The sequence below is a fragment of the Serratia sp. CY83965 genome, from assembly GCF_052166375.1.
Classification (GTDB): domain Bacteria; phylum Pseudomonadota; class Gammaproteobacteria; order Enterobacterales; family Enterobacteriaceae; genus Serratia; species Serratia marcescens.
The window spans coordinates 128,531-136,384 of record NZ_JBJNOV010000005.1 but is presented as its reverse complement, the minus strand read 5'-3'; the positions used below and the strand labels follow the sequence as shown (position 1 = coordinate 136,384).

The window sequence follows — 7,854 nt, the reverse complement described above, 5'->3', positions numbered from 1 at the left end:
TTGGACAAACCAGCGCCCATTTTTTACCTGGTGGCGCTGCACCGTAAAAACTGGCGGAGCTATGTCTGCTGTGGTGAGTCGAGCTATTACAGCGGACTGTGTGTCGATGAACGCGGGATACTGCAGAAAGTGAACCCGGCATTCACCGCAGAAGATGTGCCGGTGAGATGCCGCTGTTGTACCTATACGTTCAACGGGGAACTCGTGCCTGTCACGGAAAAGAACTGGCAAAAGCTTTATGAGAAGGACCCCTGGGAATAATCAGGTTTCACGAGTGTCATTCTGGTGTAGATTGACTGCCGAAGTTTGCCAGATTTCACGTAGCGCGATCAAAAAGGAGGGCATGTTGACCCATTTTGCAGAGTGGCTTAGCCAAATTCAGGCGCTTGAGGTTGAACTGCACCAGCCAACGACGCGCTGCGATCCGAAACGTGTCGCGGCATTGTTGCATGAAGACTTTGAAGAGATCGGTCGTTCAGGGCTGCGCTATGACAAACGCCAGACCGTTGCGGCGCTGGAGATGGAAACGGATTATCCGCCGATTTTCGCCGAAGCTTTTAAGCTGGCGCAAATCAGCGAAGGTGCCGTGTTGCTGACGTATAAAAGTTTTCAGCGTGACGCACAGGGCCGCGCCGTTCGTTGCACTGAGCGCTCATCGATTTGGCTCCTGAAAGATAAAGAGGGTTGGCAGATGCGATTTCATCAAGGTACGCCAACTGATGATTGATTGCGTTTAAAAGCGGCGAGTGACAGTAAGCCTGGCGGGAAAATGGAATGTCGGAATGATAACGTTGAAGGTGAGGCGAGAGATGATGTGCAGGGCTAATCCCGGTGCGTATTCAGCATTTAAATTTAACATAATATACATTATGCGCACCAAAGTGAAGGTATGTGGATTCTGCCGTCCAGGCCTGATTCTTGGGGTTTCTCCTGCGGCCAACCCGGCCAGCGCCAACTGCTCGTGCCGTTGAATAAATTCGGTTTTCAACCGGCCATAAGCCGCTGGTTTTGCCGGCAGTCTTCTGCTGCCTGGCATTTGATTGCCGCGTATTACTGAGCAACATCATGATGCTTGCGCAGATAATCTCTGAACGCCAAATGTCTGATCGCCTGTTCACTCTCCGCAATAATGCATGCACGCGATGCGTGCGCTTGCCGTTCTCGCCACGCGGCGTATATCCCATGTCACGCATCCTGTCATTCAAGCTATCCAACGCCGCCAGACTTTCAACCTCCAGCAATATATCAATCGTTGGTTTGGCTGCCAGTTCCAGTACTGCTGTGCTGCCGATATGATGAATGGCCGTTAAAACGCCAGCCAATAATCTCGCGTAGTTTCGATGCGCGCTGCCATTTTCCACTTCAATAATGATGACCGGGCATGATTTTCAATGGCGCGTACCTGCCGGTATTGGCCAAGCATCCCCCTGCTTTTTTGATCGCGCTACGTGAAATCTGATAAAACGTAGCGGCTACGATATTGCAGATTTCTCTAAAACGCGTCATTTAAGCGGACAGTATTTGCACGCTAAATGCGCATTGGCGCGCGTTTGATCGCTTTCGGCACGCACCGCGGCGTTGGCTATACTGAATGGGAACATTCCTCCTCGCTCCAGGAGCCTCCCCATGTTTGATCATGTGAAATTTGGCGTCAGCGACTTTGCCCTCAGCAAAGCGTTTTTCCTCAATGCGCTGGCGCCACTGGGCGTAAAAATCGTTGCCGAAGGCGACCCCGGCTATGGCATTGAGTTGTGTCCCGAACGGGGTAATGTGTCATTGTGCCTGTTTCAAACCGATGAAAAGCCGGCGCATCTGCACCTGGCATTTGCCGCAAGCAGCCGTGAGCAGGTCGATGCGTTCTACCACGCCGCGCTAAACGCCGGCGGCAAAGACAATGGCGCGCCCGGTTTGCGGCCCAATTACCATGCCCATTACTATGCGGCATTTGTGATCGCCCCGGATGGCCACAATATCGAGGCGGTTTGCCACAATCCGATGGACTAATTATTTTTCTATTTAAAACAGTCTGTTAATTATGACATTATACACTCTATTTAACATAACATTGTGATGCTCGCTAACCCTGTTCTGGCCGCCATTCTTCATATTTCCAGTAAAGCGGATGGTGATCCGTTACCGACAACGATGCCCGTCACGCTTAACTTCCATCCTGATGCGCTATGCCGTGGAATGACCATGATTGAGGCGTTAGCTGAGGATGGCGTGTATCGTTCGCAGTTTGAAACGCATACCAGCAACGGTGGATTAACGGCATACCCCGGTGGAGATCGTTGGGCGTGGGAAAACGCTATTTTTGGCATGGCGTATGCTGACGCAAGCCCGGAACTACGCCCTAAATATGGGGCGCTCAATTACCGAAACAGCATTACGGGAGGCTCGCCGCGCTTTGGGTCATCGCATTTCCGTATGCGCCCAGCGGCCATGGAGAGAACGACATTCTGTTACCCCGATAGCTTTTTCGCGCCGTCACATTTTGCTACTGCCGAAAAGTGCGCGCTGATTGAATTAGCCGAGCGAGATAGCCCAATCACAGACGTTTTAGATAACTATATAGAAGCTCACATACACGGCATCATGACTATTGCGGACGACGTTGAAGCCGTAGTGCTGGATGGTTGCTATAAAGACACGCCGATCGACATTTTCGCTCACCGGCTAGCCTGCCCGGTAGAATGGCATCCTGGTTACCGGCTGGCGGAAAAACACCTACCCGAGTGCGTCGATTACCGGGGAAAAGAGATTGCCGATCTGGCGCGAAAACTCGTTAACAACGGTTTTGTTACGCCATTTGATATCGGGCTAGCTCGCGGGAAAGGTTATGACCCACAGCATTTGAAGAAGGTATGGCATTGCGTCGCTAAATTTGGCAGCCCCATCGCGGAGTAAAATATTCTGTAGGCTGATGTTATTGACGCTGCTCTTCCCTACTCTCCTTATATCTGAAGTCCCTCAGCCTTCAGTATGGCGTACCTGACGACGAATAACTTGCGGCGGCTGCCCAATCGTACGAATAAAAGCGCGTCGCATGCGTTCTCTGTCGATAAATCCTGTTTGCCTGGCGATCTCATCCAGCGAACTGTTGCTCTCCTCTAACATCGCCCGCGCCGATTCCAGCCGCAGATACTCAACGGCCCTTGCCGGCGACTGTCCGGTTTCCGCCTGAAAGATACGGCTGAATTGACGAGGCGACAGATTCGCCACGTCGGCCAGTTCTTCAATATTTAGACGACGGTCCAGATTGCGGCGCGCATAGGTCAGCACCTTCTGAATGCGATCGGTTTTCGGTTCCAGCTCCAGTAGTGACGAGTACTGCGATTGCCCGCCCGTGCGGCGATGGTAAAGCACCAGTTTTCGCGCTATAGACCGGGTGATATCGGGGCCCAAATCACTTTCGAACAACGCCAGAGCGAGGTCGATAGCCGCTGTCATCCCTGCTGATGTCCAGTACGGACCATCGCAAACAAATATCCGGTCTTCTTCAACCTGTATCTTCGGGTAGCGCTGCTTGAGTTCCCGGGCATACATCCAGTGCGTGGTGGCGCGATGTCCGTCCAGCATTCCGGCTTCCGCAAGCAAAAACGTCCCAATACACGCTGCTGCGACCCGACGGGCGAATGGCGCGGCGCGGCGCACGAACGCGATGGTATCGGGTGTCGCCTTTTCCATACTGGCGCCAAACAGCAAAACATCGTAATGCGTTTCAGTAAAGGCTTCCGTCACCACATCGAAGCCCGCGGATGTGCGTAACGCGCCGCCATTTTCCGAAAGCAAATGAATGTCATAGACCGGTTCCGGCAACACCATATTGGCGACTTCAAACGCGGTAATAACCGCAAAGCCCATCGGCGAATAACCGGGTGTGAGGATAAAACCGACTCTGCGCATATAGCGGACCCATCATAATCCAATGTCATAAAAAGGTGTTTATATGACATTTAAGACATGAAATGCGAGTGTTATTGTGCTCATCATTGAAAATAACCACCCTGGAGAAAAACATGAGCACATCATCAAATGGCACCGCCCTGGTGACCGGCGCTTCAAGCGGCATCGGCGCACTCTATGCCGACAGACTCGCTAAACGCGGCTACGATCTGATCCTTGTGGCGCGCAATACTGACCGTCTGGAACAGGTTGCCCAACGGATCCGCGATACTCATCATCGTCAGGTCCGTATTATCGGCGCGGACCTCGGTAACCCGCAGGAACTACGCCATGTGGAATAGCTACTGCGTAATGAAACGTCACTGACTATGCTGGTGAATAATGCCGGTTTTGGCGCCGTAACGCCGCTTCTGGATTCGAATGTTGATGAAATGGAAGCGATGATTAACCTCAACGTCACCGCGCTGATGCGTTTAACTTATGCGGCTGCACCGGCAATGCTCGCTCGCGGAACGGGAACAATCATCAATATCGCGTCTATCGTCGCGATTAGCCCGGAAACCCTGAATGGGATTTATGGCGCAAGCAAAGCCTTTGTGCTGGCGTTCAGCCACTCTCTGCAGCACGAGCTCGGGGATAAAGGGATTCGCGTTCAGGCCGTTTTACCCGGCGCGACGGCGACCGCGTTCTGGAATGTGCCAGGCGTAGGCGGCCATGAAAATCTGCCGCAATCATGGGTCATGAAAAGCGAGGATATGGTCGATGCCGCGCTGGCAGGTTTAGATGCCGGTGAAACGGTGACCATCCCGCCATTGCAGGACGGTGAAGAATGGAATGCCTGGGAGGCCGCTCGGCGTACCATGAGCCAGCATCTCAGCACTGCGCAGCCGGCCCCGCGTTATCGCCGTTAAGGCACGTCCATTCATTACTTCTGATGCTCCAAAACCGCCTGAGGGATATTACGAAAGCTTATCGCCAGGCGGTTGTAGGCGTTGATGAGACTGATAGCCAGCGTAAGGTCACATACCTCTTCGTCGCTGAAATAGCGCCGCAAATCTGGCGCGCGTTCACGCCGGTTTGATGAAAGGGCAATGAGCGTCATATATTCAGCCCAGGCTAACGCCGCGCGCTCCTTTAAAGAAAAAATGCCTTCGGTACAGACCCATCCCTGGAGCGCCGCCAGTTTCTCGGCGCCGACGCCCTCTTTCATCAACATACGCGTATGCAAATCAGTGCAATACGCGCAGCCGTTAATCTGGCTGACGCGTAAATTAATGAGATCGCGCAGTCGCTCGTCCAAACCGCAATGACAGAGGTAATGGTCAATGGCGCTGAATGCCTGGACGCCAGCGGAGGACGTCCGGGTGTAATCAATTCGGACTCCCATTATTACGGCTTACTGTCTGGCGTGGTGAGCTGAGTATCTTTGGTGTCCACGACAAATACCGCCAGTAGTTTCGCCGGTTTGGTTTTGCTGGCGTTACGGCTGACAACATGGTGCGCCCCAGGATCTTCATACCAGCTTTCGCCTGCCCGATAAGTCCGTTCAGGTTGACCTTCGACCTGACTGATAATCTCGCCTTCCACGACATAAGCGTAGATAAATGAAGAAGGAGCATGCGTATGAGATGCTGATGCAGCGCCCGCAGGATAAATGACTTCGACGGCAGTAAGCGATTTACCCGGAATGTTGGGGATCGCATGCGAAAAATTCGGTTTAACCGTCTCGCCTTGCCCCTGTGGTTCAACGCCATGCGCCAAAACGGTTGTTGAGAAGATCATTCCAACAGCGGCTACTGCGGATAAAAATGGATTTCTGCTTATCATATGACGGGCTCCTGACTGGAGTTGTTAAAGCAGGTGTGACGCCGCGCGATCTCGCCACGTCACAACACGCAATATCAGGGTTTTTGCGCTTCCTGCGGTACATTGCGGAAACTGATAGCCAGACGGTTATAGGCGTTGATTAAGCCTATCGCCATCGTCAAATCCGCCAGTTCCTTATCTTCGAAAACGGCAGATGCCGCCGCAAAGGCTTCATCCGGAACATGCGTTTCAGAAACCCGGGTGACGGTCTCGGCCCAGGACAGCGCCGCCTTTTCACGCGCGGTAAAGACCTCTCCGGCTTCCTCCCAGACTTGCACCAAAGCAAGTTTGACGGGGCTGAGACCTTTCTTCAGGAGATCGCGTGTGTGCATATCCAGGCAATAAGCGCAGCCGTTAATTTGGCTGACGCGCAAATTAACCAGTTCCACGAGCGTATTCTCCAGGCCACATTGCGCGACGTAGGTATAAACACCACCGAGCGCTTTAACCCCTGCCGGAGAAGTTTTAGTATAATCAATGCGTTGACTCATTTTTTATTTCCTTTATCGTTGAAACTGAGTCAAGCATAACAGCTGGATTTACACTTAAAAGAACCAAAAAACGAAGATTTTGCTGTACCACGCATCCGGGATGGTTAAAACATGCTGACCAGAAATGCCTCTGCTATTTCAAGTACACCTGCTGATTAATGGAGCGATATATGAACAAACCCACTCTGGCGCTGACGATTGACCGTAACGCACGGATATCCATCGCTGAGCAGATCCGCCAGGGGATCACCGAAGCCATTGAGAGCGGTGTTCTTGCGCCAGGCACAAGGCTCCCTTCATGGATTGACCTTGCCATACAATTGGGTATCTCTCGCGGCACGGTTAAGACCGCCTATGAACGGTTATCCGATGAGCAACTTGTCGTGATGTCCCGCTCTCGTGGAACCTGCGTCGTGGATAATCTACCGCCGGGCAGGGCGGCGAAAAAGGTGCCTGAATCCGTACCCACTTCAGAATTGTTTCAGGATTTTCTCTTCCCTACAGGCGATTTTCAGATGGGGATCCCTGCCGGCGATGTCTTTCCCGTCCCCCTCTTCTCACGCCTTTTTGCGGCGTCAGCCCGCCACGCCGTGCAGTCCAGACAATGCTATGGCGACCCCAGAGGGGAAAGCGAATTGCGCCGCGAAATCGCCGGTCAGCTCACCCTTTCCAGAGGAATCAAATGCCATCCTTCTCAAGTTTTCGTGACTGCCGGATTCACCGGAGGACTTGGCCTCATACTGCATGCGCTGTCTTTACGCGGGCACAAAGCCTGGGTGGAAAATCCTGGCTTTCCGCCGGCAAGAAAAGCCTTGAGCCTTGCGGGCCTGGCCACGGTACCTGTGCGGGTCGATTCCGAAGGGATGGATATAGAATATGGCATCCATCACGCGCCTGACGCGGCAATCGCGCTGGTCACCCCCGGGCAGCAAGCGCCCCTGGGGATGGCATTATCATTGGAACGGCGCCACCGTTTAATTGAGTGGGCCCACCAAAATGGCCGCTGGATCATCGAGGATGACTATCTGGGGGAGTTGCAGCTTAATCGCCGCGCGGCGCCAGCGCTGGCGTCACAGGATATTTATGGTCGGGTTATCCATATTGGATCATTCAGTAAAACCATTAGCCCGGCTCTACGCCTGGGGTTTGTCGTGGCGCCGCCATCGCTTGTCGAGACGGTTGCTGATGTCGCCGCCTCGCTTTCCCCCGCTCCGACTCCCGCGATCCAGATGGCGGTGCATGCCTTTTTGAGTGAGGGGCATTTTCTTCGGCATCTGCGAAAAATGAAAAGAGTTTACCATGCCAGAAGTACTGAACTTTCCCGCATAATGAAGGCGTTAGGCTACACCGTTCAGGTCCATGGTTTATCCGTCTTAATCAACCTGCCAGACGGCTCTCAGGATCGCACCATTGCGCATTACGCCTATAACTTTGGCCTGGCGCCATCCCCGCTTTCAGCCTGGTATCAGTCAGGGGTAGCGGAAAAGTCCGGTCTGTTGCTTGGCGTATCAGGCAAGGAAGGCGAATCACTCCTCCATGCCTGCGAGCGGCTGGATCGATTGATCCGTAAACTCGCTTAACGGCCCCTTGC

At 53.2% G+C, this 7,854-nt stretch carries 9 protein-coding genes and 2 pseudogenes; 6 read left to right on the top strand and 5 right to left on the bottom strand.

What is annotated here, in order from left to right; all coding sequences use genetic code 11:
- Positions 1–261: pseudogene (locus tag ACJ8PL_RS14800) on the top strand (hypothetical protein); the annotation flags it as partial.
- Between the two features lie 85 nt (positions 262–346).
- Positions 347–727 carry a nuclear transport factor 2 family protein gene (locus ACJ8PL_RS14795; protein ID WP_049299244.1) on the top strand — a complete coding sequence of 127 codons (381 nt, stop codon included), beginning with the start codon at positions 347–349 and terminating at the stop codon, positions 725–727.
- A gap of 112 nt (positions 728–839) precedes the next feature.
- On the opposite strand, the gene ACJ8PL_RS14790 is transcribed toward ACJ8PL_RS14795, so the two are convergent.
- Positions 840–1,361, bottom strand: a complete 522-nt coding sequence (locus tag ACJ8PL_RS14790) for a GrpB family protein (protein WP_442531245.1) — start codon at positions 1,359–1,361, stop codon at positions 840–842.
- 265 nt (positions 1,362–1,626) lie between these two features.
- Here ACJ8PL_RS14790 and ACJ8PL_RS14785 point away from each other — a divergent pair, with 265 nt between their 5' ends.
- Together ACJ8PL_RS14785 and ACJ8PL_RS14780 are read left to right on the top strand one after the other, a co-directional pair.
- Complete coding sequence (locus ACJ8PL_RS14785) at positions 1,627–2,004, top strand: VOC family protein (RefSeq protein ID WP_016927710.1); 378 nt, start codon at positions 1,627–1,629, stop codon at positions 2,002–2,004.
- 66 nt (positions 2,005–2,070) lie between these two features.
- Positions 2,071–2,907: a DUF3626 domain-containing protein gene (locus ACJ8PL_RS14780; protein WP_232036936.1), complete on the top strand. Its 837-nt coding sequence runs from the start codon at positions 2,071–2,073 to the stop codon at positions 2,905–2,907.
- Positions 2,908–2,970: 63 nt separating this feature from the next.
- Here ACJ8PL_RS14780 and ACJ8PL_RS14775 read toward each other — a convergent pair whose 3' ends face one another.
- On the bottom strand, positions 2,971–3,906 hold the full coding sequence (locus ACJ8PL_RS14775; protein ID WP_442531244.1) for a GlxA family transcriptional regulator: 936 nt from the start codon (positions 3,904–3,906) through the stop codon (positions 2,971–2,973).
- 113 nt (positions 3,907–4,019) lie between these two features.
- Here ACJ8PL_RS14775 and ACJ8PL_RS14770 point away from each other — a divergent pair.
- A pseudogene (locus ACJ8PL_RS14770) lies at positions 4,020–4,817 on the top strand (SDR family NAD(P)-dependent oxidoreductase).
- Between the two features lie 14 nt (positions 4,818–4,831).
- On the opposite strand, the gene ACJ8PL_RS14765 reads toward ACJ8PL_RS14770, so the two are convergent.
- From ACJ8PL_RS14765 to ACJ8PL_RS14755, 3 genes are all read right to left on the bottom strand, one after another.
- Complete coding sequence (locus ACJ8PL_RS14765) at positions 4,832–5,293, bottom strand: carboxymuconolactone decarboxylase family protein (protein WP_442531243.1); 462 nt, start codon at positions 5,291–5,293, stop codon at positions 4,832–4,834.
- A gap of 2 nt (positions 5,294–5,295) precedes the next feature.
- A complete protein-coding gene (locus tag ACJ8PL_RS14760) occupies positions 5,296–5,733 on the bottom strand; it encodes a cupin domain-containing protein (RefSeq protein WP_240323802.1) in 438 nt (145 codons plus the stop codon).
- 74 nt (positions 5,734–5,807) lie between these two features.
- Positions 5,808–6,263 carry a carboxymuconolactone decarboxylase family protein gene (locus tag ACJ8PL_RS14755; RefSeq protein ID WP_049299252.1) on the bottom strand — a complete coding sequence of 152 codons (456 nt, stop codon included), beginning with the start codon at positions 6,261–6,263 and terminating at the stop codon, positions 5,808–5,810.
- A 170-nt stretch (positions 6,264–6,433) separates the two neighbouring features.
- Here ACJ8PL_RS14755 and pdxR point away from each other — a divergent pair, with 170 nt between their 5' ends.
- A complete protein-coding gene (pdxR, locus tag ACJ8PL_RS14750) occupies positions 6,434–7,843 on the top strand; it encodes a MocR-like pyridoxine biosynthesis transcription factor PdxR (RefSeq protein ID WP_234214267.1) in 1,410 nt (469 codons plus the stop codon).
- Positions 7,844–7,854 lie beyond the last annotated feature (11 nt).

Excerpts from the sequence above, each read along its gene's own strand:
- ACJ8PL_RS14785 (WP_016927710.1), top strand. The coding sequence starts at position 1,627 with ATGTTTGATCATGTGAAATTTGGCGTCAGCGACTTTGCCCTCAGCAAA.
- ACJ8PL_RS14760 (WP_240323802.1), bottom strand. The coding sequence starts at position 5,733 with ATGATAAGCAGAAATCCATTTTTATCCGCAGTAGCCGCTGTTGGAATG.
- ACJ8PL_RS14755 (WP_049299252.1), bottom strand. The coding sequence starts at position 6,263 with ATGAGTCAACGCATTGATTATACTAAAACTTCTCCGGCAGGGGTTAAA.
- pdxR (WP_234214267.1), top strand. The coding sequence starts at position 6,434 with ATGAACAAACCCACTCTGGCGCTGACGATTGACCGTAACGCACGGATA.
- ACJ8PL_RS14780 (WP_232036936.1), top strand. The coding sequence starts at position 2,071 with ATGCTCGCTAACCCTGTTCTGGCCGCCATTCTTCATATTTCCAGTAAA.
- ACJ8PL_RS14765 (WP_442531243.1), bottom strand. The coding sequence starts at position 5,293 with ATGGGAGTCCGAATTGATTACACCCGGACGTCCTCCGCTGGCGTCCAG.
- ACJ8PL_RS14775 (WP_442531244.1), bottom strand. The coding sequence starts at position 3,906 with ATGCGCAGAGTCGGTTTTATCCTCACACCCGGTTATTCGCCGATGGGC.